Source organism: Janthinobacterium sp. DSP2-3-3 (assembly GCF_049897325.1).
GTDB lineage: Bacteria > Pseudomonadota > Gammaproteobacteria > Burkholderiales > Burkholderiaceae_D > Janthinobacterium.
The window spans coordinates 130543-155761 of sequence record NZ_JAFCWA010000014.1 but is presented as its reverse complement, the minus strand read 5'-3'; the positions used below and the strand labels follow the sequence as shown (position 1 = coordinate 155761).

Sequence of the window (25219 nt, the reverse complement as noted above, 5' to 3'; positions counted from 1 at the left end):
AAAATGAAAAGTCGACCAAGGTCGGCATCGCTACCAAACGCTTAAAAGCGGGCTGGAGTGCCGACTATCTTGCCAAGGTCTTGGGCTTACCGACTTGATGCTTCATGCAATCGCCCTGCCGTCACAACCGTGCCGGCCACGGGAACTGGAGCGTTTTTTGCCTTTTCAACCGCCAGCTCGGCTTCCAGCGTGGCGATCTTTTTATTCGCCGCATCCAGTTCGGCATTGGGTGCTTTAGGAGAGCAAGCGCTAATGGAAAGTAAGGCGGCAGTTATTACCGAGAGAGTCGTCGTTTTCATTGAATAAATCACAGGAGAGGCGACATGAGTCCGATCCCGAGTCTAGCAAACGACATTCCTACATGCAACATGCAAAGTTAAAAATTCGCCTGCACCAGAGCTAATGAGGCTACGGCGCAGCCAACAGTAGCGGCACCGCAACGATGGTGACTCTGTCGTTTTCCCCGCCGCCTTCACCGCCTCGTCCGGCAAGGCAAACGCCACCAGACTATCACCGCTCTTCGTGCCCAGTGAACCATGGCCGCCGGCTATCACCACCACACATGGGAAGCCCAGCGGCGACAGAAAGGGCTTGATTTCCACGGTAAACGTTACGCCCGTCTGCGGCTGCAAGCCCATTTCCGAACCCATGCAGCCCTTCGCGTTGGCTTGGGCACGGCGCCAGGCGCTCCAGGAAGCCCATGTAGTCCGGATTGACCAGCAGCAACTGACGCACCGGATCGACGGCCGCCCCGCCCCACTCGAACACGATGTCGCACCGCGACGTCATACCAGGAGCCGCCAAGGCAGACGAGCCAGGCGCCGCGGTGTTGCTTTTCATTACACCCCATCCTCCGCTCAGTCCGTTCTCCATCGGCGACCTCAAAAAAACAAAATAAATCAAATAAATAACAAATATCTCGAATAAATCAAATTTTTATCGTAAAATGAAAAACACGAACTCTACAAACGATTTTCCCGATTTTCAACCTTCACGTGGAGCGGCACCCATCATGACTATCGCCCAACGCCTGTATGCATTGATACTCTCCGCCGTTCTGGGACTGGCCGCGCTGGCGGGCGTCGGCATATATGAAACGGACCGCGTGTACACGGCGGCCAGCTATGCCACCGTCAACACCGTTCCCAGCCTGCTGACCTTGAACCAGGCTTTCGTACCCTTCACACAGATGCGCACGGCCGTCTGGCAGCACGTGGCGAGCAAGGATGCCGCCATGCGCGACAAGCTGGAAGCGGGCATCAGGGAAGCGCGTGCGGCAGTCGAGCAGGCGCTCGACAAGTATGAAAAGGAAAACCTTTCTGATGAGCAAGACAAAGCGTTGCTGGCCACGGACCGTGCCGTACTGCTGCGCTACGATGCCGTGCGCGACAAGGTACTGGCCCTGTCGAAGGCGGGTGAACTCGACGCGGCGCGCGACTTGCTGATGCAGAACCAGCCCATCATCAAGGAACTGGTCGACGCCCTTGCCGCCCACCACCGCCACAACGAAAAGCTGGGCAACATGGGCGCGGCCGAGGGCGCCGCCGCCGCGGCCAACTCGCGCTGGATTTCCATCAGCCTGGCCCTGGCCGTGACGATACTGGTGGCTGGCATGGGCATGCTGCTGGCGCGGCGCATCGTCGCCTCGCTGGCCAGCGCCATCGGCGTGGCCCGCACCATTGCAGGTGGCGACCTCAGCGTGCAGGTCAGCGCCACCTCGAACGACGAGGTGGGCCAGTTGATGACGGCCCTGGCGGACATGAGCGAGAGCCTGGTGCGCATCGTGGCCGAAGTACGCGCCGGCACGGAGACCATCAGCACGGCTGCAAGCGAGATCGCGGCAGGCAACCTGGACCTGTCGGCACGCACGGAACAGCAGGCCGGCTCGCTGGAAGAAACCGCCTCGGCCATGGAAGAACTGACGGCTACCGTGCGGCAAAACTCGGACAATGCCCGCCAGGCCAAGCAAATGGCCGTCAGCGCTTCGGACAAGGCGGTGCGGGGCGGCGAGGTGATGGGCGATGTCATCCGCACCATGCAAGCGATCGACAACTCGTCCAACAAGATCGCCGACATCATCAGCGTTATCGACGGCATCGCCTTCCAGACCAACATCCTGGCCCTGAATGCGGCCGTGGAAGCGGCGCGGGCCGGGGAACAAGGACGCGGTTTTGCCGTCGTGGCAACCGAAGTGCGCAACCTGGCACACCGTTCGGCGGCAGCCGCCAAGGAAATCAAGACACTCATCAGCGACTCCGTGGAGCAGGTGGAGCAAGGTGGCAAGCTGGTCCAGCAAGCCGGCGCGGCCATGACGGAAGTGGTCGACACGGTGCGCAGCGTCACCGACATCGTCAGCGAAATCTCGGCCGCCAGCGCGGAGCAAAGCACGGGCATCGAGGAAATCAACCGCGCCATCACGCAGATGGATGAAGTCACGCAGCAAAATGCGGCCCTGGTCGAAGAAGCGGCGGCGGCATCGCAATCGCTGCAAGAGCAGGCGCGCAACCTGGCCAGCGTGGTGGGCGCCTTCAAGCTGGCGCATGGCCAGGCCAATGTGGCGCAACAGAGCACGCCGGTGCGCCACGCCCCAGCCGCCCAGCCGCCGGCACCGCGCAAGACGGCGCCGCTCAAGCTGGTCGCCCAGCGCGCCGCCGGTCAGGCCAGAAGCACGACCGCAGCTGACGGCGGCGACTGGGAAACATTTTGAACCAGTCGCCACGCAGGATCAGCGGCATTGATCGCCCTGGAGCATCGCCATGACATCCGTTTTCAACCGCTCTCACTGTATGCAGGCATTGCCATGAACGCCTTCCTCGCCGTCCATCCTTACCTTCGCTGCGACGATGTCTCGCTGATGCGGCCGGCGTTGGCCCTGGCAGGCCTGCTGTTGCTGCTGGCCGCCCTGCTCTGGCGCCGCCTCCGCTGGCGCCAGGCCGGCCGCGCGCAAGCCGCCAGCGCGCCGGCTGCCGATCTGCATCAACTGCTGCAAACGCGCAGGGCCATCCAGCCGTGCAAGGTGGCAGACACGGCGCCGCCACAGCCCGAGGCGCTGGACACGCCGCCGTTCGAACTGGCCCGCCTGGATGCCATGTTCGGCTACGACCGACGCCTGCAGGGCGAGATTCTGGCCCTGTTCGTGGCCGAGACGCGCGACCGCCTGGCCGGCATCGCCCATGCGCTGCGCTGCGAACGCCCCGCCCCGGCACGCGTGCTGGCACAGGAAATTCTCGACAGCAGCCACGCCATGGGACTGCTCCCGCTGCAGGCCCTGGCGCGCCAAGCCGTGCATGCGGGCTTTTCCAACGATATCGGCGCGCTGCGCCGCCTGCATGCGGACCTGCTGATGGCGCTCGACGTGCTGTCGCAAGCGGTCACGGCCCTGCAAACCGGCGCCGCGCAGGCGGATGACTACCGTGGCATTGGGAGCCGGCCATGAATGCATACATCGATCTGGCGCGCCTGCTCGGCGGCGCCATCCTGCCCTCGCCCGCCTGGCGGCGCCACTGGCTGACGACCTTGTGCCAGCAACAGCTGCCGCTCGATGCGTTGGCAGAACAACTGGGCTGCGATCCGGCCCTGACCGGTATGATCATCGGCCTGGCGAATGCCGGCGTGCCACCGGGCGAGCGCCAACATGCGGCGGTCAACGCCGCGATGCTGGCGACCATCGGCTTGCCCGCCCTGCGCCAGGCATTTGCCACCCCCGCCGTGCCAGCGGCCACGTGTGCGCACTTCGACACGCAGCGCTTCTGGTCGCACTCGCTGGCCATGGCCTGCGCCGTCCGCGTGGCAGGCGACACGCTGCAGCTGGCGCCGGCCGATGAGCTGTACAGTTGCGGCTTGCTGGCCAACTGCGGCCAATTGGCGCTGGCCACCTTGCATCCGCAAGAATATGGACAACTGCTGGGCCAGCACGGCAATGCCGCCAAGACCCTGCTGCTGTGCGCAGAGTCGCAGCGCTTCGGCCACCACCAGTTGGAGCTGTCGGCCATGCTCATGCGGGGCTGGGGCATGCCGGACATCCTGTGCGACGCCGTACTCTGCCATGCGGCGCCGCCCGGCTTCGGGCAGTCCGGACGCAGGACAGACCTGGCCTGGCTGCTGAAACTGGCCAGCAGCTTCGCCGACCTGATACTGCGCAATGGCGTGGGGCCGCGCGGGCCGGCCATGGCCACTGCGCGGGTACTGGGTCTGGATGCGGAACACATGGAAACCCTGCTGCGCCACAGCAACGCGGAGTGGAGCGAATGGCGCGATATCCTGGAGCCGCACGGCCATATTGCCCTTTGCCGCACGCGCACGGGCACCGGCGCCAGGCCCACCGCCGCACGGCAGGTTTTTAGTGAATTCATCTAATTCGTTGAAATTGATTTTTTGAGCACGATTGCGTATCATTCCCTTCAACTTCATCCGCGACCATAAAGCCCATCATGCACACTGCAGACGTCTGCACTACACAAAAGGCCGCCGAAATCCTCGGCATCTCGGTCACCTCGGTGCAGCAATTGGTCGAGGCCGGCGTGATCGAAGCCTGGAAGACCAAGGGCGGCCACCGGCGCATTCCCCTCGCGGCCGTCGAGGCCTACAAGGGCAATCCCGGCCAGCCAGGCCAGGACCAGCGCACGGCACGGGCCAACCGCCCCGCCCCATCGGGCCGTCCGCCGTCCATCCTGGTGATCGAAGACAATCCAATCGAACGCGCGCTGTATGAAAAGCAGATCGGTTCATGGGGCTTGCAGGCTAGCTTGCGCTTTTGCGAGAACGGCTATCAGGCGTTGATGGAAATCGCCCGCGATCAGCCCGACATCCTGCTGGCCGACATCATCATGGAAGGCATCGACGGCTACGAAGTGATACGCACCATCCTGGCCGACCCGCTGCTGGCGGACATGCATATCGCCATGCTGTCGAGCCTGACGCCGGAGGAACTGGAAGAACGCGGTGGCGTGCCGCCCGGCGTGGTGTTCTTTGCCAAGCCCGTCAATTACGACGAGCTGCGCGGCTATTTGCGCGCCTGCTGCGCCGGCCATGCGCGGCGCAACAGCCTGGCCGCCTAGCCCTCCACCGCTTTCCATCGCCACGGAGCCCCCATGCCAGCCTATCGCCACATCGATCCAGCCGTGCTGTTCCAGGCCACCGGGCACGACCTGGAGATGTTCCGCGCCCTGTCCCAGACCTACCTGGACACGTCGCCGGCCATGTTTGCGCGCGTGGAACAGGCCGTACGGGGCGGCGCGGCGCAAGCGATCGTGCATAGCTGCCATACCTTGCGCGGCACCGTGGCCCTGCTGGGTGCCAGCGCCCTGGTGGCGCGCCTGGCGGAGCTCGAGCAACTGGTGCGCCACCAGGGCGTGGCGGCAGCCGGCTGGCTGGCGGAAACGGCAGCGCTGATCGGCGCAGTGGAGCAGGAGGTACGCCGCAGCATGCTTGACTACACGGGCACGCAAGCATGACCACGCGCCAGGCCGTCTTGCGCCTGGCGCACCGCTATCGCCCACGCAGCACGGCGGCCGTGGTGGGCCCGGTGCTGGTAGGCTTGCTGGCGCTGTGCATCGTCGTCTCGGGCGTGCTGCTGCACCGCGAAGCCGTCGATAACTGGAAGCAGGACCTGTCCAAGCTGTCGCTGCTGCTGGCGGAAAACACGGCGCAAAGCATGACGGCGGCCCGCCTGGTGCTCGATAGCGTCAGCAATGACATCCAGGCCGCCGCCCCCGCAGACGCGGCCGCGCTGGCGGCCGCCGTCGGCACCCCGGCCACGCACCAGATGCTGCGGCACAAGATCGGCGGCGTACCGCAAGTGGACGTGGTGTCCATCGTCGGCAGCGATGCCAGCGTGCTGACCTTCAGTCGCGCCTATCCCGCACCGCCCATCCGCCTCGACGAGCGCGATTACTTCGAGTATCACCGGCGCCACCCGGACGGCGGCATGCATCTCAGCGCGCCCGTGCAAAACAAGGGCAATGGCGCCTGGACCTTCTATATCAGCCGGCGCATCAGCAGGCCGGACGGCAGCTTCCTGGGCGTGGTGCTGGTCGGCCTGTCGTGCGACTTCTTCAGCAAATTCTTCCAGAACGCCAGCATCGGCGAACACACGGCCTTTTCCCTGTACCGCAGCGACTACACGCTGCTGGCGCGCTGGCCGACCGTGCCCGCCATGATGGGCAAGCGCAACCTGACGGGCAGCACCTACCGCTTGCTGGAACAAGGCAAGACGCATGGCGTGCTGCAGGTGGACTTGCCGCGCGCAGCCGAGCAGTGGCGCACGGTCGGCCGCCTGGCCGGCATACGACTGGTGCGCGACTATCCGCTGGCCATCAACGTGACCGTGACGGACGAGGTCTACCTGGCGGGCTGGCGGCGCATGCTGCGCACCATGGGCGGTGCGGCCGTGGTCAGCCTGCTCGGGCTGGCCCTGGCCATCGCGCTGATCATGGCCCTGCTGCGCCGCCACGAACGCGACGCGGCCATGGCGCTGGCGCTGCAAGCGCGCGCGGAAGCGGCGTATGCCGCCATGGCCGTCATGCGCCACGAGGTCCGCGCGCCGATAGCCTGCATGGCGGCCCATGTGCCGGAACCAGAGATAGCGCCGCCATCCGCATCCGCATCCGCGCCTGCCCCCACATCGGCGCCGGGCGCGCGCATCCTGCTGGTCGAGGATACGGCGCTGAACCGCCAGTTGGTGTGCCTGCAACTGGCCGCCCGCGGCTACCGCATCGACACGGCGGAGAACGGCGCACTGGGTCTGCAAGCACTGGCTGAGCAGCAGTACGACCTGGTCCTGATGGACTGCATGATGCCCGTCATGGATGGCTACCAGGCTTGCCAGGCCCTGCGTGCCCGCGAAACGGCCAGCGGCGCGGCGCGCCTGCCCGTCATCGCCCTGACGGCCGGCGTTACCGAGGACGACCGGCAGCGCTGCGTGGCGGCCGGCATGGACGATTATCTGTCCAAACCCTTTACGGCCACCCAGCTGCGCGCGATGGTGGAGCGCTGGCTGACGCGCTAGACGGCAATGCACAACTGCCGACGCCGGCGCCGGATACAACACTTCCGCATAAAAATCAATTTATTCAATAAAATCAACTATATTCGATATAATTAACAAAACAACGCGCCAGTGACGCCGGGCATCCGCGCATAGTGGCGGACTTGGCAGACCTGGCAGACCTGGCGGAGGCAGCATGCGGGAGTATAGAAACTGGAAAGCCATGACCAGGGAGCGCTGGCAGGGTTGGCAGAGTTGGCAGAGTTGGGATACCCGCGCCCTGCTGTCGCTCTTCATGGCGGTCCTGCTGGCGGGGCTGTGGAGCATCACTATGCTGCAATTGCAGCGCGCGCGCGACGCCGCCATCACCGATGCCGGGCGCGATGCGCGCAGCATGGCGCGCGTCTTCGACGAACACGCGATCCGCACGATAGCGGCGGCGGATCAGGCGGTCACTTACCTGCGCAGCCGCTACCAGGCGCTGGACAAGCACCTCGATATCGTGGCGGACCTGCAGCAAGGCCTCAATCCCGGCCCCCTGTACAACCTGTTTACCATCGTCGACGAACAGGGCGATACTGTACTGTCGAGCCGCCCCTTCAAACCGACCAATCTGGCCGACCGCGAGCACATCCGGGTACACATGCAGCGCGACAGCGGCGAACTGTATATCAGCAAGCCGGTGCTGGGCCGCGTGTCGAAAAAATGGTCGATCCAGATGACGCGCCGCATCAACCATGCCGATGGTCGCTTCAAGGGCGTGGTGGTGGTCTCGATGGACCCGTATTACTTTACGCGCCTGTACGACGAAGTCGACCTGGGCGACAACAGCTCGCTCACGCTCGTCGGCAGCGACGGCGTGGTGCGCGCGCGCCGGGTCGGTGCCGTCAACACCATCGGCCAGGATCTCGGCGGCAGCAAGATATTTGCCTTGATGCAAGGTAATTCACGGGGCAGCTTCACCGAGCGCAGTCCAGTCGACGGCACCCTGCGCATTTACGCCTTCGAAAAACTGGCCAACTACCCGCTCTACATGCTGGTTGGACTGGACCGCGACACGGTATTGGCCGACTACGTCTCGCGCCGCAACCAGGTCTTGCTGATGGCTGCCGTCACGAGCGCACTGATCGTGCTGTCCTGGGCTGCGCTGGTGCTGCTGATCGGCCGCCTGGTCGACAGCCGCGCCAGGGCCATCGCCGCCAGCGAGGCCAAGTCGCGCTTCCTGTCGAACATGTCGCATGAATTACGCACGCCCCTGAATGGCATCCTGGGGTTCTCCGAGCTACTGCTGGAGCAGCTGCGGGAGCCGGAACAGGCCGCCTACGCGCAAACGATACAGGACAGCGGCCGCCAATTGCTGGCCATGGTTGAGGCGGCGATGGAACTGAGCGCGCTCGAAAACGACCAGGTGCGGCTGGAGTCTGCCGCCGTGCCGCTGGACCAGCTGCTGACACTGGCGCTGGCGCCGCACCGGCAGCGCGCGGCGCATAAGGGCCTGCTGCTGGCCTCGCATATCGCGCCCGCAACGCCGCTCAGCATCGATTGCGACCGCGTCCGCCTGGTGCGCGTGCTCGATATCCTGCTCGACAATGCCATCCGTTACACGTCCGCAGGGCGGGTCGATGTCCACGTCATGCTCGGTGGCGCAGACCTGCAGATCGAAGTGCGCGATACGGGCATCGGCATCGCGCAGGCGCAGCAAGCCGAGATCTTCGACAAATTCTCGCAGGCGGACGACTCGCCGAGCCGCGCCCATGATGGCGCCGGCATGGGCCTGGCCATCGCGCGCCAGCTCGTCACCTTGATGGGCGGCGGCATCGGCGTGGAATCCGCGCCGGGCCACGGCGCCGCCTTCCGCCTGCGGCTGCCGCTGGGCGGCACGGCCCGCGCGATGGCGGCGGGCGGCAAATTGACCACACTATCGCATGCATAGTCATACGCTAACGTTGTTATCCATCCCTATCGGGTATAGCATCGCCTCATGACTTACCACACAGATGCGGCGGCGGTACGCAGACAATGGATCGAATGGCTGTTTTTACTCCTAGGGCTGCTCCTCGTGGCTACCGCCCTTGCCTACGCGCATATGGCCGAAGCTTCGCGGCACGACGCGGCCGAGCGTGAACGGCTCAGCGTGCTGACGGCCCTGCTGGCAAAAAATATTGAAGTCGACCTGGCGGCGACCAACTTGGTGCTCGACGGCGTGATCCGCGACTATCTTGACGCCGGCGCCGCGGCAGACGCCGGGCAAGCCCTGCCCCGGCGCCTGGCCGCGCTGGTCGACGCCATGCCGGGCGTGCGCACCATGCTGGTCATCGATGCGAAGGGCAAGCCGATCGCCACGAATATCCCGGAACTGGCCAAGCAGGATTTTTCGCGCCGCGGCTACTTCCAGACGGCGCGCGACGCCCCTGATGCACGCATGCTGTACATTTCGGCGCCCTTCCTGTCCTTCAAGCGTGACCTGGTCATCACGGCGTCGCGCATGGTGCAGGACAGGCAGGGCCGCTTTGCCGGCGTGGTGGTGGCCACCCTCGACCCTGAATACTTCACGGCCAAGTTCCGCACCGCCATGTATGCCCCCGACGTCTGGGCCGTGGTGCTGCATGGCGACGGCCGGCAATTCCTGAACTATCCCGCCAGGGCTGCCAATGGCGGCAATGTGGACACGCCCGGCAGCTTCCTGCGGCGCTTCCGCGACAGCGGCTATCAGGCTGGCGTCCTGAGCGGCGTCGAGATTGCCGGCGGCGCCGCACCCCGCATCATGGCCATGGCGACCATCGCGCCTCCCGCGCTGCACATGGACCGTGCCATCATCGTCGGCCTGAGCCGCGAAGAAACGGCCATCGCCGCCCCGCTGCGGCGGCAGGCGCTGGCCTATGTCCTCTGCTTTGCCATGCTGGCGCTGGCCGGGGCCAGCCTGCTGTTCTGGAGCCAGCGGCGGCGCCGGCAACAGGCCGCTTGGCATGCGGAACAGGAAACGGAGCGCCAGGCCATGCAAGCCGTGTCCGACAGCGAGACGCGCTTTCGCACGCTGATCGAAGATGCGCCCGTGGCCATCGCGATCCTGCGCCATGGCCACTTCATCTACTCGAATCCCCGCTATCGCAGACTGCATGGTTACGCGTTTGAAGACGATTTGAACGGTCTGCCCTGGTCCGCCATGATTTCCCCGCAATCGCAGGCGGCACTGGCCACCAACGAAGCGCTGATCGAGGCGGACTCGCCCAGCGAACAGGTGTTCGAAGCCATCGGCCTGGACAAGCAGGGCCTTCCCGTGCCCATGTTCAAGACCACCACGCGCGTGATGCTCAAGGATGGACCGGCCACGCTGATCTTTGCGCAGGATATCTCGGCACAAAAGCAGGCCGAAGAGGCCATGTTGCTGGCGCGCGATGCGGCCGAGACGGCCAACCGCAGCAAGGCGGAATTTCTCGCCAACATGAGCCATGAAATCCGCTCGCCGCTGAACGCCATCCTCGGCATGGCATGGCTGCTGGAACGCGGCAGCCTGGACGGCGAAGGACGCGAGATGACGCGCAAGATCCGCGCCGCCGGCCAGTCCTTGCTGGGCATCATCAATGACGTGCTCGACGTGTCGAAAATCGAGGCGGGCCACATGACCATCGAGCAGGCGCCGTTTCGCCTGGCCGAGGTGATCGAGAAGATCGCCGCCAGCATGGGCGTTGCCGCGCATGACAAGCCCATCGCCGTGCTGATCGGGCCACTGCCCGATGGTGTGGAGCAGGTGCTGGGCGACGCGCTGCGTCTGGAACAGGTGCTGGTCAACCTGACCAGCAATGCCATCAAGTTCACGCCGCAAGGCACGGTCGAGCTGTCGACCACACTGGAGCGCCGCGACGGCGACGCCGCGGTGCTGCGTTTCAGCGTGCGCGACACGGGCATCGGCATCGCCTCCGAGGCGCAGGAGACGATCTTTTCCGCCTTCGCCCAGGCCGACACGTCCACCACGCGCCGCTTCGGCGGCACGGGCCTGGGCCTGACCATCTGCCGCCAGTTGGTCAGCCTGATGGGCGGCGAGCTGCGCCTGAAAAGCGGCCTGGGCCAGGGCAGCGACTTCAGTTTCACGGTGCCGCTGCAACTGATGCCCGTCGGCGCCCTGTCCTCGCCCGACATGCAAGCCTTGCATGTCCTGCTGGCCGATGCCAACGCCGACACGCGCGATGCCGTTGCCGCCGTGGCGCGCGGCCTGGGCTGGAGCGTGCATGCCGTGTCCGGTGGGCGGGCGGCCCTCGACCATGCGCTCGCCTGCGCCCAGGGCGCGCGGCCCGGCGTCGTCCTGCTGGCGGCGCGCATGCCGGAGCTGGATGGCGAAGCCACGGCGCGCGCGCTGCGCGAACACCTGCCACCGCAGGACTGCCCCATCGTCATCCTGGCGGCCAGCGGCGCGCCAGCCTCGCAACCAGCGCGGCGCCATACGGACCCGGCCGATCCGGCCGACGCCGTCCTCAACGAACCGGTGACGGCTTCCAGCCTGTACAACGCGACGATGGAAGCGCGCCAACAGCGCGCCAGGGCTGCCGGCGTGGATACCAGCCTGGGTACGCTGGAAGAACGCCTGCTCGCCGGCGTACGCGTGCTGGTGGTCGACGACAGCGAGATCAACCGCGACGTGGTCAACCACATCCTGCGCGACCAGGGCGCCCTGCCCTCGTTCGCCTGCGATGGCCAGCAGGCGCTGGACTGGCTACTGGCCCACCCCGCCGCCGTCGACATCGTGCTGATGGATGTGCAGATGCCCGTCATGGATGGCTTGCAGGCGACGCGCGCGCTGCGCCGGCTGCCGCAGTTTCACGACCTGCCCGTGGTGGCGCTGACGGCCGGGGCATTCCAGGCACAGCGCACGGCGGCACTGGAAGCGGGCGTGAATCATTTCATCAGCAAACCGTTCGACGTGCCGCAGACCATCGCCCTGATTGCGCGCGCGCATCGCCGCCATGCGCAAGTGCTGTCTGCCCTGACGCCGTTCGTGGCCGAAGCGACGATGCCCGTGCCGCCTTGCGGTGCGGCATCCGTGATCGACCTGGCGCAAGGCATGGCGCAGTGGCTCGATGAGGCGCCTTACCGCCAGCATCTGTCGCGCTTTGGCAACACCTACCGCAACACGCTGGGCGCCATGCGCGCGCTGCTGGCGGCCAACGCACGCGACGCTGCCGCGGCACTGGCGCACAAGCTGGCGGGCGAGGCTGGCAGCCTGGCCCTGCCCGCCACCCTGCAGGCCGCTCAGCAAGTAGAACAGTTGCTGCACGCCGGCGCCGATGCGTCGGCCGCGCTCGATACACTGGAGCAAGCCCTGGCGCACGCCATCGATGCCATCGCTGCCTTCACGGCGCAGACGGCACCACCCGGCCAACCGGCCATGCCAGAAACTCAACATGGCAGTGCATGCCAATGATAAACTTGCCAATATGAAATTCGAAGGGACGCTATGCTTTGGTACAGGGATTTTCTGCTGAGGGCCTTGATGCTGGGCATGCTGCTATTCGTCGTGGGCGAATCGCTGTCCTACTGGACGCCGGAGATCAGGAAGCTGATGGCCTGGCGCCCTCTCTGACAAGCGCCTAGCCTTCGCGCCCATCCACCCTGGCGCGCCACAGATACGGCGCATACACGCACGCATACAGACCAAAGGCCAGCGACCAGCAAGCGCCTGCTGCCAGCAGCAGCGGCATGGCCAGCGCTGCGGGACCGACAGCGGCCAGCAGGCGTGTCAGCGCGCCCAGCTGGATCAGCCAGTACATCGCCGCTTCCGCCCGGCCGCCCGTCAAAGGGCGCCCCGTGTGGCCCAGGGTGGTGCGCGTCATCATGCCGATGATCAATCCGGCCATCGAGCCCACCGTCAGCGCGTGAAATGCGGCGCTGGCCGGCAGCAGTCCCAGGCTGGCCAGCGCCAGCAGCGCAAAGCCGACGCCTATCCACGCATACGACAGGTGCAAAATCCACAGCAAGGGCACTCGCAAGGTGCGCTGCGGCTGCCAAGCCAGCAGATTGGCCAGCGACACGCCGCTCGCCGCCAGGGCCAGCGGCGCCGTCAGCCAGGCCGGCGCGCCTGCCAGCCAGGCGATGGCGGCGGCCGCCATGCAGGCCACGGCGACCAGCGCCCGCTTCGGACTGGCCACCGGCGTACTGCCTGGCGCGCCATTGCGCGTAAACATGGGAATCACGCGCGCGCCGATCACCGATTCGATCAGCACGATGATGAAGATGGCCGCCTGCACGGGCACGAACAGCGACAGCGGCAACCAGCCCAGCACGGCCGCGTGGAACAGGCCATTGGCCAGCGCCAGCAAAGCCAGCAGGCCCACCAGGAACAGGTTGCGCGTATTGCCCGAGCGGCGCAGCACCTGGTACAAGGGCCAGGCGGCCAGCGGCAGGAACAGCCACTCGACCAGCGCCGCCACCAATCCGGGGCCGCACAGCATGGCCACGCGCCCCGCCAGCCACAGCGCCACCAGCGCCATCAGTTGCGCGCCGTGCGGCGTGGGCAAGCCCGTCCAGTTGCGCCCCGCCGTGTACAGGAAGCCCACGACGACGGCCAGCGCGAAGCCGAACACCATTTCATGCATATGCCAGTCCAGTCCCACCTGCAGGCCGCCCGCCAGCAAGCCGGCATAGCTGGCCAGCCACAGGGGTATGCTGATGGCCGCAAACACGGCCGCCAGCAGGTAAAACGGGCGGAAACCCAGTTGCCAGACGGCATGGCCGGCATGCCAGGGAGCGGCGTCGGCTGTCGTGGAAGAAGGGGAAGGTTCGCTGATCGGGGTGATGGCCATGATGGACTCGTATTTGAAGATATTGAAGATATATTCGTTAAAGATATATTCGTTAAAGATATATTCAACATACTACTTTAAAAACGCACACAACGCCATCGGCAAAAGGACTAGCCGACTAGCCCGCGATGACTAGCCGGCACTGCGGGCTACTTGCCCTGGCGGTGCTCAACCGCATACACGGCCGCCTGCACACGGCTGGTGAGGTTAAGTTTTTTCAGCACGTTCTGCACGTGGATCTTGACCGTGCTTTCGGCCAGGTCGAGGGTGCGGGCGATGCCCTTGTTGCTCTCGCCGCGCGACAGGCAGTCGATGATTTCCTTTTCGCGCGGCGTGAGCTTGTCGAGTTCCGACACGGGTTCCTCGCGCCGCGTGCCCGCCTGCAGCTGCGCCACCAGCTTGCCCGTCATCGCTTCGGCGATAACGACTTCACCGGCGGCTGCGCGACGGATGGCGCGCACCAGGTAATCGGCGTCGATATTCTTGATCAGGTAGCCGCAGGCACCCGCGCGCAGGGCCGTCGCCAGATCCTCCGCGTCTTCGGAGACGGTCAGCATGACGATGGCCGTGTCGGGACAGTCGTGCTGCATCAGCTGCAGCGCTTCGACGCCCGACATGCCGGCCATATTCAGGTCCAGCAACACCACATCGGGCTGCAACTGGATGGCGCGCTTGATGCCTTCCACGCCATCGGCCGCCTCGCCCACCACGGAAAAGTCGGTATGCCGCTGCAGCAGCGAGCGGATGCCGCTGCGGAACAACGCATGGTCGTCCACCAGCATGACGGTGATCGGTTTGACGGGAGTCTCCATTTTTTTGTACTTTCAGATAGTTGCTTATGCGGCGCGGCGCTGCTCGCGCGACAGGTGCAGTTCGACCGTGGTGCCGCCACCGGGACAGGCATGCACGTCGAACGTGGCCTCGATGCGCTGCGCGCGCTCGCGCATGATATGGATGCCGACATGGCTGTCGCCCTTTTCCAGCACGGCGCAGGCATCGAAGCCGACGCCATTGTCGCTGATCGTCAGCGTAAAGTCCTGGTGATCGGCGAGGCGCACCTCGACATGGCTGGCCTGGGCGTGCTTGCGGATGTTCGACAACGCTTCCTGCACGATGAATAGTAACTGCAATTGCTGTTCGCGGGGGAATGGCGCGCCATCGACATCGGCTAGCAGCTCGGCGTCGATGCCCGTCTGGCGGCGAAATTTGTCCACCGCCGCGCGCAGGGAGCCGATCAGGTCGTCTTCCATCAGGCGGCTGCGGAAGTTCGCCAGCAGTTCGCGCACGTCTTCATAGCTTTCCTTCACGCCCGCATGCAGGGCCGGCACGATGCCCGCCACTTCATCGAAGCGGGCATTGCGCACCGAATCGTCGAGCATCTGCACTTGCAGGTTGAGGAAATTGAGGCTTTGCGCGATGCTGTCATGCAGGCCCTGCGCCACCAAGTTGCGCTCTTCAGAAATGGCCATTTCACGCTCGCGCGCGGCCAGGCGCAGGTTTTCCAGCGCGATGCCCAGCAGCTGGCCCAGGGTTTCCAGCAGCGCCAGCTCGCGCGCGGAAAACACGCGCGCATGGCGGAAATGCAGGTTGAAGAAGCCCAGGTGCTGCTCATGCGCGTGGATATGGAAGACGGAGACGGTGGCAAAGCCTTCGCGGTGGCAGCGCAACTCGTGCGCCTTGTCGATGCGGCGCATGTCGTGCACCTTCGACACCTTCATCTCGACAGCCGTGCCGCACAGGCAGTCGCCCACCTTCAGGCAATGCTCGGATGCTACCAGTTCTTCCGACAGGCCGTGGTGCACCACCATGTGCAGGTTGCCGCGCTCGGCGTCGAGCACGCGCACGGTGGAGCCGTCGGCCTCGAAATAATCGACGATGCGCTGCATGAAGCCGCCGCAAATATCTTCCAGTGGCTGCGGGCGCTGCAGGAAAGCGGCGCTTTCGTACAGCAGGGCCAGTTCGCGGTTACGGTACTCCAGGGTGGCCGTCTTGCTGCGCACGCCCTCCTCCAGGTTGCCGTACAGCGCCTGCAGGCGGTCGGCCATCTGGTTGAAGCCACTGGCCAGCTGGCCGAATTCGTCATTGCTTTCGACGGCCAGGCGCACGCTGAAATCGCGTTCCTTCATGCGCTGCATGCCCAGGCGCAGCCGCGTGACGGGTTCAATGATGAGCATGAACATCAGGTAAATCATGCTGACCGTGCCGATGACAGCCATGCCGACCAGGATCAGCTGCGAGGCGCGCAGCCAGAAGGTGCGCTGTTCGCTATCGTGCTCGATCAGCCGCACCAGCTGGTCGACTTGGCCGACAAAGGTATCGGCGTCATGCTCGAAATGGCGCGCGCGCGCGGTGCTATCGGCGGCCAGGGCGGCCGGGCGCAAGGTGCCGCGCCAGGCGACGCCGATACGCTCGAATTCCGACTTGATGGCCGTGCTGGGGGGCAGGAACAAGGGACGCTGCGGGTCGCCGTGGCCGATCTTGGCCAGGGTTTCATCGATCAGCAGCACTTGCTGACGCGCCTGCTCGCCGGCGTCGCTGGCGAGCAGCAGGGTCAGACGGTAGGTCTGCATGCGCAAACGGCCCGTTTCATTGATGGCGGCAGAACTGCCTTCGAGCTGCCAAGACAAGAACAGGGTGCAGCCGATCGCACTCAAGGCCAGCACCAGCATGAGCAGCAGCGCGCCGACGATCTTGGTCGACAGCTTCTGCCAGGAGGAAAACATCGCCTTGAATTTCATACAGCCCTTGAATGTAAATACAAACTGCTTCAACCGCCCGTCTGCGCCATAAACCGGATAATCTTGTCTGGCTGCGTACTAAAATCGTGCTGCTGCGGCTTGAGTTCAATGGCGGCGCGGATCGCCGCTTCGATCTCCGCATCCGTGGCCCCGCCGCGCAGCATGGGGCCGAAGGCGAATTTCTCTTCCTGGCCCAGGCACAGATACAGGGTACCATCGACAGACAGGCGCACGCGGTTACAACTGGCGCAGAAATGCTGCGACATGGGCGTGATGAAGCCGATGCTCGAGCGTCCATCGGGTGTCGCCATATAGCGCGCCGGCCCGCCACCCAGCTCCATCGCCTGCGGCACCAGGCCAAAGCGGGCCGCCAGGCGCTCGCGCACGGGGCCCAGCGGCATGTAGCTGGCATTGCGGCCCGTGCTGCCCATAGGCATGGCTTCGATCAGGCGCAGGATGAACTGCTGCTCGATGCAAAACGCGGCCATGGCCTCGATCTGGCCGTCATTGACGCCGCGCATGGCCACCATATTGATCTTGATGGGGTCAAAACCGGCGGCTTTGCCCGCCATCAGGCCGTCTAAAATGGGCTGCAGGCTGTCGCGTCCCGTGATCTGCTGCATGCAGGCGCGGTCCAAAGAGTCCAGGCTGACATTGATGCGGTCCACACCGGCCGCGCGCAGTGCCACGGCGTGCTTGCCCAATTGGGTGGCGTTGGTCGACAGAGACAGGTCCTGCAAACCGGGCAGCGCGGACAGTTTCTGCGCTAGCTCGGGCAGATTGCGCCGCAACAGCGGCTCGCCGCCCGTCAGGCGCACGCGGCGCGTGCCGAGCCGCACGAAGATGCCCAGCAAGCGCTCGATCTCGTCGAACGTCAGCCAATCCTTCGGCTCTTCGAAGCCGCGAAAGCCCTTGGGTATGCAGTAACTGCAGCGCAAATCGCAGCGGTCGGTAACGGACAGCCGCACATAATCGATCGAACGGCCAAAACGGTCCTGCAACTTGACGCTACCCATGACACTACTCCTGTTACTTCCTTGATTGTAAGGGCTGGGGCACGATCTGGCTGCGCCCCAGAAGGCCTAGCGCACTACGCCTTTCGGTCTATTGCACCAGCGGGCTGGCTGTGCCTTCGAGCTCGATGCCCGCGATATCGGCGCGTCCCACCAGCAAGTGCAGATACTGGTGCACGGCGCGCTGCCACGCTGCGCGCGCCAGGCGGTCGGCGATCTGCGCCCGCACCGCCTCGTAGGCGATGGCCTGGCCTTCGACCCGGCGCTGCACCTGCACGATGTGGTAGCCGAAGCGCGTTTCCAGCAAGTGACCGGCCAGCGCACCCGCCTCCAGGCGGAACAGCAGCGCGTCGAATTCCGGCACGCTCTGGCCCGGCGACAGCTGGCCCAGGCTTCCGCCCAAAGCGCCGGACGGGCAATTCGAATACTGCGCCGCCAGTTCGGCGAAGCGCTCGGGCGCCAGTTTGAGGGCGTCAAGCACGGCTTGCGCCGTCGTGCGCAGCAGCTCCAGCGGCGCTTCCGGCGTCACCTGGAACAGGATGTGGCGCGCCTCGACCAGCGCGCCGCTGCGGAACAATTGCGGGCGCTGCGCATAAAAAGTGCGACAGGCTTCGTCGTCGGCGGGCGGCACGCGCACTTCCTGCGCAAACAGCGCCTCGATGCGGTCGTCATCGCTGCCGCCCTGCACGCCGAGGCGCTCGGCCTCACCCAGCAGCAGCCGGCGCAGCACCAGTTCATGCACGGCCTGTTTCAGCGGATTGCCAGCACGCTCGTGGTGCGGCAATTCCAGTGCGATGTCGGCATCGTCGATATCGATGCCATTGACGGAGATTCCCATGACTGACTCCTTTCTTAGCGGCGGCGAACCAGTTGATAGGCGCGGCCCAAATAGACAACTGCGCCAAAGCCGCTCCACACGTGCACCAGACGGGTGAACGGGAAGATGACGAACAGCGACATGCCCATGAACAGGTGCAGCTTGAAGACCAGCGGCGCATCGACGATGAAGCTGGCGGCGTCGCCGCGGAAGGTGACGATGTGCTGTGCCCAGTTCATCAGCAGGACCATCATGTGGCCATCCATGTGCGAGGCAGAGACAAAGATCGACGACAGGCCCAGCAGCAAGGTCAACAGGATCCAGACCATCACCAGTTTGTCGCCGGCCGTGGTGACGGCGCGCAGCCGGTCATTGGAAAAGCGGCGCACCAGCAAGATCAGCAAGCCGGCCAGGCACAGGCCGCCCATGATGCCGCCGGCCGCCATGGCCACGCCCTGTTTCAGGCTGTGCGACACGCCCAATGTATCCCACACCCAGACGGGCGTGAGCAAGCCGGCCGCATGACCGAACAGCAGGCCGATGATGCCGATGTGGAACAGGATATTGCCCAGGCGCAGGCTGCCACGGTGCAGCAGCTGGCTGGAATCAGACTTCCACGTGTATTGCTCGCGGTCGAAGCGGATCAGACTGCCGAGGAAAAAGATGGCCAGCGCGATGTATGGATAAATGCCGTACACAAATTGATGCAAATAATTACTCATGATAACTCCTCGTCATGCGGGCGCAGGGGGCCGTTTAAGCGGCGCGCCGCGGCTGCGGGTGAAAATGCACGGGATGGACGCCGCCCGGGGCCTGGCCCAGACCTTGGCGCAGCAACGGCTCGACGCCATCCGCACCGGGACCGAAGGTTTCCAGCGCTTCATCCATGTCGCGGATGGGCGGTTCGGCCAGCATTTCGGCCGCCACGGGGCTCAGGAGTTCGAGCACCGTGAAGACGGGCGCATACGGACTGCCGTTGACCGTCAGCTTGCGGCCGATATGCGCCAGCACGTGGACGGCGTCGCCCAGCAACGGCGCCGATGCAGCCTCGTCGAGCTGCGCCAAAAATTCCAGGAACAGCGGCACGAAGTCGGGCAAATCGTCGCCCGTCATCTGCAAGCCATGGCGCTTGTATTCCTCCATCAGGTCGACCATGGCCTGGCCACGGTCGCGCGATTCGCCGTGGATATGCTCGAACAGATGCAGCGAATGCGACGGGTTGCGGTCGAACGTGGCCACGTACTGCTGCTGCAGGTCGATCAGGCTGCTGCTTTCCAGGTGCGCCAACAAGGGCCGCAACGAGGGGTACATCAAGGCGTGCTGTTCCGGCATGGCCGCCAGCGCCGCGTCCAGCTCGGGCAGATGCGCGATCAGCTCGGGCTCGGGATACAGCAACAGGCGCGAGAGGATTTGATAGTGATTCATAGCGTGTGTCATATCGGTTCCTTAAGCGCCTGGCGCCGTTTTGCGCGACTTCGGCATCTGCATGAAGATGGCCGAACCGTGTTTTTTCTTGCCGAACAAGGTCGGTTCACTGGTGCCGTCCGAGCAGCCATTGCCGAAGCTGAAGCCGCACGAGCCCTTCTCGTTGAAGCTGTCTTCGGCCATTTCCTTGTGGCTGCTGGGAATGACGAAACGGTCTTCGTAATTGGCGATGGCCATGATGTGGTACATGTCTTCCACCTGCGCCTTGGTCAAGCCCACCTGCTTCAATACCGTCAGGTTCTCCACCTTGTCGACGGTCTTGCTGCGCATATAGGCGCGCATGGCCAGCATGCGGTCCAGCGCCGAGACGATGGGCGGCTGGTCGCCTGCCGTCAGCAAATTGGCCAGATACTGCACGGGAATGCGCAGGCTTTGCGTGTCCGGCAGCATGCCATTCACGCCCAGCTTGCCCGATTCGGCGGCCGCCTGGATCGGTGACAGGGGTGGCACATACCATACCATCGGCAAGGTGCGGTACTCGGGATGCAGCGGGAACGCCACTTTCCAATCGACGGCCATCTTGTAGACGGGCGACTTCGCGGCCGCTTCCAGCCACAGGTCGGGGATGCCCTGGCGGCGCGCCTCGGCGATGATGGCCGGGTCGTGCGGATCGAGGAACAGATCGAGCTGCGCCTGGTACAGGTCCTGCTCTTGCGGCACGGAGGCGGCAGCCTCGATCTTGTCGGCGTCGTACAGCAGCACGCCCAGGTAGCGGATGCGGCCCACGCACGTTTCCGAGCACACGGTAGGCTGGCCCGCTTCGATGCGGGGGAAGCAGAATGTGCACTTCTCCGCTTTGCCGGACGACCAGTTGTAGTAAATCTTCTTGTACGGGCAACCGGAGATGCACATGCGCCAGCCACGGCATTTGTCCTGGTCGATCAGCACGATGCCGTCGTCTTCGCGCTTGTACACGGAGCCGGACGGGCAAGACGCCACGCACGTCGGGTTCAGGCAATGCTCGCACAGGCGCGGCAAATACATCATGAAGGTGTTTTCGAAGGTGCCGTACATTTCCTTCTGCATGTTGTCGAACAGCTTGTCCTTGCTGCGGTGGGCGAACTCGCCCCCCAGGTCATCCTCCCAATTCGGACCCCATTCGATCTTTTCCATCTTCTTCCCCGTCAGCACGGAGATCGGACGGGCGGTCGGCGGCGTCTGCGACAGCGGTGCGCTTTGCAGGTGCTCGTAATCGTAGGTGAACGGCTCGTAGTACTCGTCGATGGCCGGCAGGTTCGGATTGGCGAAAATATTCGCCAGGATTTTCAGTCGGCTGCCCTGGCGCGGCTCGATCTTGCCCGCGTCCGTGCGGCGCCAGCCGCCATTCCACTTGTCCTGGTTTTCCCACTGCTTCGGATAGCCGATGCCCGGTTTCGTTTCGACGTTGTTGAACCATGCGTACTCGACGCCGTCGCGGCTGGTCCACACGTTCTTGCAGGTGACGGAACAGGTGTGGCAGCCGATGCACTTGTCCAGGTTCAGCACCATGCCGATTTGCGCTCTGATTTTCATACTATGCTCCTTCTTCCTGCAACGGGCCTTCCAGCCAATCGACCTTGTTCATTTTGCGCACCAATACGAATTCATCGCGGTTGGAGCCCACCGTACCGTAGTAATTGAAGCCGTACGCCAGTTGCGCATAGCCGCCGATCATGTGCGTCGGCTTGGGCACGGCGCGCGTCACGGAGTTATGGATGCCGCCCCGCTTGCCCGTCATCTCCGCGCCAGGCACGTTGATGATCTTTTCCTGCGCGTGGTACATCATCGTCATGCCGGACGGGATGCGCTGGCTGACGACGGCCCGCGCCGTCAGGCTGCCGTTCACGTTGAAGACTTCGATCCAGTCGTTGTCGACGATGCCGGCCGTCTTCGCGTCGATTTCCGACAGCCACACGTGCGGTCCGCCGCGCGACAGGGTCAGCATGCGCAGGTTGTCCGAATACGTGGAGTGGATGCCCCATTTCTGGTGCGGCGTCAGGAAGTTCAGCGCCAGTTCCTTGTTGCCGTTCGGTTTGGTGCCCAGCAGCGCTTCCGTCGTCTTGGTATTGATCGCCGGCTTGTACACGCACAGGCCTTCACCGAAATCGCGCATCCACAGGTGATCCTGGTAAAACTGCTGGCGGCCCGTCAGCGTGCGCCATGGGATCATTTCATGCACATTCGTATAGCCGGCCGTGTAGCTGACTTCTTCGCTTTCCAGACCCGACCAGGTGGGCGAGGAAATGATCTTGCGCGGCTGCGCCTGCACATCGCGGAAGCGGATGCTGTCATGCTCGCGCGGCTTGGCCAGATGCGTGTGCTCGCGTCCCGTGATGGCCGACAGCGCGGCCCAGGCTTTCACGGCCACGTGGCCATTCGTTTCCGGCGCCAGCGTCAGGATCATCTCGGCTGCATCGATGGCCGTGTCGAGGCGCGGCTGGCCTTTCGACACGCCTTCATCGAGCACCGTGCGGTTGATGCCGCGCAACACGTCGATTTCATGCCCCGTTTTCCAGGAAATGCCCTTGCCGCCGTTGCCGATGGTTTCCAGCAGCGGTCCGATCGAGGTGAACTTCTTGTAGACGTCGCGGTAATTACGCTCGACAACTGTCATGTTCGGCATGGTCTTGCCCGGCACGGCTTCGCATTCGCCGGCGCGCCAATCCTTGGGATCGAAAGGCTGGCCCAGCTCGCCCGGCGTATCGTGCATCAGCGGCGTCAGGATGATGTCTTGCTGGGTGCCCAGCAGCTCGCCGCCGATTTCCGAGAATTTCTCGGCGATGCCCTTGTAGATTTCCCAGTCCGACTTCGATTGCCACAAGGGCTGCACGGCTTCCGACAACGGGTGGATGAAGGGGTGCATATCCGAGGTATTCAAGTCATCTTTTTCATACCAGGTGGCCGTCGGCAGCACCACGTCGCCATACAAACACGTGGTCGACATGCGGAAGTCCAGCACCACCAGCAGATCGAGCTTGCCTTCGGCGGCGGGACGCACTTTCACCTGTTTCGGCGTGATGCAGTCGTCTTCGTCGCTGAGCAAACCGTTCTGCGTGCCCAGCAGGTATTTCAGGAAATACTCGTGGCCCTTGCCCGAGCTGCCCAGGATATTCGAGCGCCAGACAAACATATTGCGCGGGAAGTTGGCTGGATTGTCCGGGTCGTCGCAAGAGAACTGCAACTGGCCGGCCTTGATCTGATCGAGCGCATAGGCGGCCGGCGCCTGCCCCGCCGCCTTGGCGGCCTTGGCCACTTCCAGCGGATTGGTTTGCAACTGCGGCGCCGATGGCAGCCAGCCCATGCGCTCGGCCTTGGCGTTGTAGTCGAGCAGGGTCAGGTCGCCCGTGCCGCTGGCGGCCGATGGCGAGGCGATGTCGCCCGTTTCCAGCTTTTCATGGCGCCACTGGCTGGTGTGCGCATAGAAGAATGAGGTGCCGTTCATCTGGCGCATCGGCCGCACCCAGTCCTGGGCGAAAGCCAATGGCGTCCAGCCGGTTTGCGGACGCAGCTTTTCCTGTCCCACGTAATGCGCCCAGCCACCGCCGGACTGGCCGATACAGCCGCACATCATCAGCATATTGATGATGCCGCGATAGGTCATGTCCATGTGGTACCAGTGATTCAGGCCGGCACCCACGATGACCATGCTCTTGCCGCGCGTCTGGTCCGCATTTTCCGCGAACTGGCGCGCCACGGTAATGACGTCGGCGCGTTTCACGCCCGTGTGTTTTTCCTGCCATGCCGGGGTGTAAGGCACGTCGTCGTCATAGCTTTCCGCCACGTTTTCGCCGCCCAGGCCACGGTCGATACCGTAGTTGGCCAGGGTCAGGTCGAACACGGTGGTGACCAGGGCGGTGCTGCCGTCGGCCAGGCGTATGGTTTTCACCGGCACTTTGCGCAGCAGCATGTCGGCCGCATCCTTGCCGCCGAAGTAGGCGAAACCCACTTCCGTGACGGCATCGCTGTCGTTGATCATGGACAGCATCGGCACGATGGGCACGCCGCTGCCGCCTGCCTTCTGCTCCAGGTTCCACTTGCCCGATTCGCCCCAGCGGAAGCCGATGGAGCCGGCCGGCGCCGTGATGGCGCCCGTGGTTTCGTCAATGACGAGGGTTTTCCATTCCGGGTTGTTGGTTTCGTCGAGGTTGTTGTCCAGGTGCGAAGCGCGCAGGAAGTAATCGGGCACCAGGGTGCCGTTATGCTCCTTGAGCAGCACCAGCATGGGGAAGTCCGTGTACTGGCGCGCATACTCGCGGAAGTAGGCGCTCTGCCCTTCCGAGTGGAATTCCTTCAGGATGACGTGGCCCATGGCCAGCGCCAGCGCGGCGTCCGTGCCCTGTTTCGGGGCCAGCCAGATGTCGCCGAACTTCACCATTTCGCCATAATCGGGCGAGATGGCCACGGTTTTCGTGCCCTTGTAGCGCACTTCCGTGTAGAAGTGGGCATCCGGCGTGCGCGTCATCGGCACGTTCGAACCCCACACCATCAAATAGGTCGAGTTGTACCAGTCGGCCGATTCCGGCACGTCCGTCTGTTCGCCCCACACTTGCGGGCTGGCAGGCGGCAAGTCGCAGTACCAGTCATAGAAACTCAGGGCCACGCCGCCGATCAGTGACAGGTAGCGCGTGCCGGAGGCATAGCTGACCATGGACATGGCGGGAATCGGCGAGAAGCCGACGATGCGGTCCGGGCCGTATTTCTTGATCGTCAGCGCATTCGCGGCGGCGATGATTTCATTCGATTCTTCCCAGGTGGCGCGCACGAAGCCGCCCAATCCACGGATGGACTTGTACTGCTGCGAGCGCACGGGGTCCTGGCTGATCCAGTCCCAGGCGGTGACGGGGTCCATGGTCTTGCGCGCTTCGCGCCACATTTCCATCAGGCGGCCGCGCACCATCGGATACTTCACGCGCTGGGCCGAATACATATACCAGGAATAGCTGGCGCCGCGCGGGCAGCCGCGCGGCTCGTGGTTGGGCAGGTCGGGCCGCGTGCGCGGGTAATCGGTTTGCTGGGTTTCCCAGGTGATCAGGCCATTCTTGACATACACCTTCCAGCTGCACGAGCCGGTGCAATTCACGCCATGCGTGGAACGCACGATCTTGTCGTGCTGCCAGCGCTGGCGATAGGCGTTTTCCCAGGTACGGTCTTCATCGACCACGGTGCCATGGCCGTTGGAAAACGGCTCGGCGGGCTTGCTAAAAAATTTCAGGCGGTCCAGAAAGTGACTCATGCTACCTCCACATTGCGCCGCAGGCAGCGGCGCCAGGTCTTAAAAAACGCTGCAAGCAGGATGGCTCAAGCGTCGATACAAACAGTCTATCGATGCGCCCCGCGCGGCGGTATTGGCAAGAAGTCGGTTTCCGGCACCAGGAATGCATAGGCGCGTAGTCACCCGGATAGTCACT

The 25219-nt window shown here is 64.2% G+C and carries 19 protein-coding genes; 8 read left to right on the top strand and 11 right to left on the bottom strand.

Annotated features, from left to right (window positions below):
• Positions 1–86 precede the first annotated feature (86 nt).
• Both ACP7DE_RS23970 and ACP7DE_RS23965 read right to left on the bottom strand, forming a co-directional pair.
• Positions 87–299 (bottom strand): hypothetical protein, encoded by a 213-nt coding sequence (locus ACP7DE_RS23970; RefSeq protein WP_426074431.1) that lies wholly within the window; start codon positions 297–299, stop codon positions 87–89.
• 211 nt (positions 300–510) lie between these two features.
• On the bottom strand, positions 511–840 hold the full coding sequence (locus tag ACP7DE_RS23965; RefSeq protein ID WP_426074430.1) for a hypothetical protein: 330 nt from the start codon (positions 838–840) through the stop codon (positions 511–513).
• 172 nt (positions 841–1012) lie between these two features.
• Between ACP7DE_RS23965 and ACP7DE_RS23960 the strand changes: the two genes are divergently transcribed.
• The 8 genes from ACP7DE_RS23960 to ACP7DE_RS23925 all read left to right on the top strand — a co-directional run bounded on the left by ACP7DE_RS23960 (position 1013) and on the right by ACP7DE_RS23925 (position 12401).
• Positions 1013–2707: a methyl-accepting chemotaxis protein gene (locus ACP7DE_RS23960; RefSeq protein WP_426074429.1), complete on the top strand. Its 1695-nt coding sequence runs from the start codon at positions 1013–1015 to the stop codon at positions 2705–2707.
• A 93-nt stretch (positions 2708–2800) separates the two neighbouring features.
• Positions 2801–3436: a hypothetical protein gene (locus tag ACP7DE_RS23955; protein WP_426074428.1), complete on the top strand. Its 636-nt coding sequence runs from the start codon at positions 2801–2803 to the stop codon at positions 3434–3436.
• Positions 3433–4356: an HDOD domain-containing protein gene (locus ACP7DE_RS23950; protein ID WP_426074427.1), complete on the top strand. Its 924-nt coding sequence runs from the start codon at positions 3433–3435 to the stop codon at positions 4354–4356. Before ACP7DE_RS23955 ends, ACP7DE_RS23950 begins: the two co-directional genes overlap by 4 nt.
• Before the next feature lie 74 nt (positions 4357–4430).
• Positions 4431–5057 carry a response regulator gene (locus tag ACP7DE_RS23945; RefSeq protein ID WP_426074426.1) on the top strand — a complete coding sequence of 209 codons (627 nt, stop codon included), beginning with the start codon at positions 4431–4433 and terminating at the stop codon, positions 5055–5057.
• 33 nt (positions 5058–5090) lie between these two features.
• Positions 5091–5453, top strand: a complete 363-nt coding sequence (locus ACP7DE_RS23940; protein ID WP_426074425.1) for an Hpt domain-containing protein — start codon at positions 5091–5093, stop codon at positions 5451–5453.
• Positions 5450–7006 (top strand): response regulator, encoded by a 1557-nt coding sequence (locus ACP7DE_RS23935; RefSeq protein WP_426074424.1) that lies wholly within the window; start codon positions 5450–5452, stop codon positions 7004–7006. The genes ACP7DE_RS23940 and ACP7DE_RS23935 overlap by 4 nt, the downstream gene beginning before the upstream one ends.
• A 202-nt stretch (positions 7007–7208) precedes the next feature.
• On the top strand, positions 7209–8918 hold the full coding sequence (locus ACP7DE_RS23930; protein ID WP_426074423.1) for an ATP-binding protein: 1710 nt from the start codon (positions 7209–7211) through the stop codon (positions 8916–8918).
• Between the two features lie 48 nt (positions 8919–8966).
• Entirely contained in the window at positions 8967–12401 is a 3435-nt protein-coding gene (locus tag ACP7DE_RS23925) for a response regulator (RefSeq protein WP_426074422.1), read from the top strand.
• Between the two features lie 166 nt (positions 12402–12567).
• On the opposite strand, the gene ACP7DE_RS23920 is transcribed toward ACP7DE_RS23925, so the two are convergent.
• The 9 genes from ACP7DE_RS23920 to ACP7DE_RS23880 form a co-directional block, all read right to left on the bottom strand.
• Complete coding sequence (locus ACP7DE_RS23920) at positions 12568–13779, bottom strand: NnrS family protein (protein WP_426074421.1); 1212 nt, start codon at positions 13777–13779, stop codon at positions 12568–12570.
• Positions 13780–13928: 149 nt separating this feature from the next.
• The gene (locus ACP7DE_RS23915; protein WP_071323820.1) at positions 13929–14591 is read right to left on the bottom strand and encodes a response regulator; all 663 of its coding nucleotides are present in this window, start codon (positions 14589–14591) and stop codon (positions 13929–13931) included.
• A gap of 24 nt (positions 14592–14615) precedes the next feature.
• Positions 14616–16517 (bottom strand): type IV pili methyl-accepting chemotaxis transducer N-terminal domain-containing protein, encoded by a 1902-nt coding sequence (locus ACP7DE_RS23910; RefSeq protein WP_426074420.1) that lies wholly within the window; start codon positions 16515–16517, stop codon positions 14616–14618.
• Positions 16518–16546: 29 nt separating this feature from the next.
• A complete protein-coding gene (gene moaA, locus ACP7DE_RS23905) occupies positions 16547–17533 on the bottom strand; it encodes a GTP 3',8-cyclase MoaA (RefSeq protein WP_426074419.1) in 987 nt (328 codons plus the stop codon).
• 88 nt (positions 17534–17621) lie between these two features.
• The gene (locus ACP7DE_RS23900) at positions 17622–18368 is read right to left on the bottom strand and encodes a peptidylprolyl isomerase (protein WP_426074418.1); all 747 of its coding nucleotides are present in this window, start codon (positions 18366–18368) and stop codon (positions 17622–17624) included.
• 14 nt (positions 18369–18382) lie between these two features.
• Positions 18383–19069 (bottom strand): respiratory nitrate reductase subunit gamma, encoded by a 687-nt coding sequence (narI, locus tag ACP7DE_RS23895; protein WP_426074417.1) that lies wholly within the window; start codon positions 19067–19069, stop codon positions 18383–18385.
• A gap of 34 nt (positions 19070–19103) precedes the next feature.
• Complete coding sequence (gene narJ, locus ACP7DE_RS23890) at positions 19104–19772, bottom strand: nitrate reductase molybdenum cofactor assembly chaperone (protein ID WP_426074441.1); 669 nt, start codon at positions 19770–19772, stop codon at positions 19104–19106.
• A gap of 21 nt (positions 19773–19793) precedes the next feature.
• Complete coding sequence (gene narH / locus ACP7DE_RS23885) at positions 19794–21344, bottom strand: nitrate reductase subunit beta (protein ID WP_426074416.1); 1551 nt, start codon at positions 21342–21344, stop codon at positions 19794–19796.
• Between the two features lies 1 nt (position 21345).
• Entirely contained in the window at positions 21346–25044 is a 3699-nt protein-coding gene (locus ACP7DE_RS23880; protein ID WP_426074415.1) for a nitrate reductase subunit alpha, read from the bottom strand.
• Positions 25045–25219: the final 175 nt, after the last annotated feature.

Bases quoted from the DNA above. Each gene is read 5' to 3' on its own strand.
- ACP7DE_RS23970 (WP_426074431.1), bottom strand. From the start codon at position 299: ATGAAAACGACGACTCTCTCGGTAATAACTGCCGCCTTACTTTCCATT.
- ACP7DE_RS23965 (WP_426074430.1), bottom strand. From the start codon at position 840: ATGAAAAGCAACACCGCGGCGCCTGGCTCGTCTGCCTTGGCGGCTCCT.
- ACP7DE_RS23960 (WP_426074429.1), top strand. From the start codon at position 1,013: ATGACTATCGCCCAACGCCTGTATGCATTGATACTCTCCGCCGTTCTG.
- ACP7DE_RS23955 (WP_426074428.1), top strand. From the start codon at position 2,801: ATGAACGCCTTCCTCGCCGTCCATCCTTACCTTCGCTGCGACGATGTC.
- ACP7DE_RS23950 (WP_426074427.1), top strand. From the start codon at position 3,433: ATGAATGCATACATCGATCTGGCGCGCCTGCTCGGCGGCGCCATCCTG.
- ACP7DE_RS23945 (WP_426074426.1), top strand. From the start codon at position 4,431: ATGCACACTGCAGACGTCTGCACTACACAAAAGGCCGCCGAAATCCTC.
- ACP7DE_RS23940 (WP_426074425.1), top strand. From the start codon at position 5,091: ATGCCAGCCTATCGCCACATCGATCCAGCCGTGCTGTTCCAGGCCACC.
- ACP7DE_RS23935 (WP_426074424.1), top strand. From the start codon at position 5,450: ATGACCACGCGCCAGGCCGTCTTGCGCCTGGCGCACCGCTATCGCCCA.
- ACP7DE_RS23930 (WP_426074423.1), top strand. From the start codon at position 7,209: ATGACCAGGGAGCGCTGGCAGGGTTGGCAGAGTTGGCAGAGTTGGGAT.
- ACP7DE_RS23925 (WP_426074422.1), top strand. From the start codon at position 8,967: ATGACTTACCACACAGATGCGGCGGCGGTACGCAGACAATGGATCGAA.
- ACP7DE_RS23920 (WP_426074421.1), bottom strand. From the start codon at position 13,779: ATGGCCATCACCCCGATCAGCGAACCTTCCCCTTCTTCCACGACAGCC.
- ACP7DE_RS23915 (WP_071323820.1), bottom strand. From the start codon at position 14,591: ATGGAGACTCCCGTCAAACCGATCACCGTCATGCTGGTGGACGACCAT.
- ACP7DE_RS23910 (WP_426074420.1), bottom strand. From the start codon at position 16,517: ATGAAATTCAAGGCGATGTTTTCCTCCTGGCAGAAGCTGTCGACCAAG.
- moaA (WP_426074419.1), bottom strand. From the start codon at position 17,533: ATGGGTAGCGTCAAGTTGCAGGACCGTTTTGGCCGTTCGATCGATTAT.
- ACP7DE_RS23900 (WP_426074418.1), bottom strand. From the start codon at position 18,368: ATGGGAATCTCCGTCAATGGCATCGATATCGACGATGCCGACATCGCA.
- narI (WP_426074417.1), bottom strand. From the start codon at position 19,069: ATGAGTAATTATTTGCATCAATTTGTGTACGGCATTTATCCATACATC.
- narJ (WP_426074441.1), bottom strand. From the start codon at position 19,772: ATGAATCACTATCAAATCCTCTCGCGCCTGTTGCTGTATCCCGAGCCC.
- narH (WP_426074416.1), bottom strand. From the start codon at position 21,344: ATGAAAATCAGAGCGCAAATCGGCATGGTGCTGAACCTGGACAAGTGC.
- ACP7DE_RS23880 (WP_426074415.1), bottom strand. From the start codon at position 25,044: ATGAGTCACTTTCTGGACCGCCTGAAATTTTTTAGCAAGCCCGCCGAG.